This is a genomic window from Nocardia farcinica (assembly GCF_029867845.1).
In the GTDB taxonomy this organism is placed as follows: Bacteria; Actinomycetota; Actinomycetes; order Mycobacteriales; family Mycobacteriaceae; genus Nocardia; species Nocardia farcinica_A.
The window spans coordinates 1-1,064 of record NZ_JARWRU010000154.1; the positions used below are offsets into that span (position 1 = coordinate 1).

A 1,064-nucleotide genomic window follows, 5' to 3' on the forward strand; every position below is an offset into this window, starting at 1 on the left:
GGGGCCGAGCGCGCTCGGCATCGCCAACAACGACCCGGACGTGGCGCTGAACGCCACCCTGGCCCCGGTGCTGCCGGCGCGCGGGCGCATCGGCTTCTTCTGTCAGTCCGGCCCGCTCGGCGTGGCCATTCTCGGTGAGGCCGCCGCCCGCAACCTGGGGTTGTCGACGTTCGTCTCGGCGGGCAACCGCGCCGACGTCTCCGGCAACGACCTGTTGCAGTACTGGGACACCGACCCGGCCACCGACGTGGTGCTGCTGTATCTGGAGAGCTTCGGCAACCCGCGCAAGTTCTCCCGCATCGCGCGCAGGGTCGCGCGTAGCAAGCCGATCGTGGCGGTCAGCAGCGGCCGGTCGGTACGCACGCGACCGGGCGGCGACATCGACAAGTCCATCGTGCGTGACCTGTTCGCGCAGGCCGGGATCGTGCAGGTCGACTCCATCTCCGAGCTGTTCGACTGCGCGGCGCTGCTCGGCTACCAGCCGCTGCCGCGCGGCCCGCGCCTTGCGGTGATCTCCAACAGCACGGCATTGAGCTGGCTGGCCGTCGACGCCGCGCGCGGGGAAGGACTGGAGGTCGGCGAACCGGTGAATCTCGGACCGCACGCGGGCCCCGGCGCCTACCTCGACGCGGTGGCGGCGGCCCTGCGCGACGACGCCTGCGACGCGCTGATCGTGGTGTTCGCGCCCCCGGTGCCGGTGCCGATGGCCAGCTTCGCCGAGGCCATCCGTTCGGCGGCGGCAGCGGTGCCCGAGGCGGAGAAACCGATCCTCACGACCTTCATCGCCGAGCAGGGCCTGCCCAATCTGCTGTCGGTGCGCGGCCGCAACGGCATGGCGGTGCGCGGGTCGATCCCGTCCTATCCCGATCCCGAGCGCGCCGCCCGCGCGCTGGCCAGGGTGCACCGGTACGCGCGCTGGCGGGAACGGCCGGTCTCCACCGTGGTGCGGCCCGACGGGATCGACGCCGAACGCGCCGCCGCGCTGGTGGCGAAGTGGATGGGCGAGTCCGGCGGCCGCTGGCTCACCGACCTGGAGGTCGTGGAGCTGCTGGAGTGCTACGGCC

The 1,064-nt window shown here is 72.7% G+C and carries 1 pseudogene; it reads left to right on the forward strand.

What is annotated here, in order from left to right:
* Positions 1–1,064 (forward strand): annotated as a pseudogene (locus tag QH283_RS03065) (GNAT family N-acetyltransferase); the annotation flags it as partial.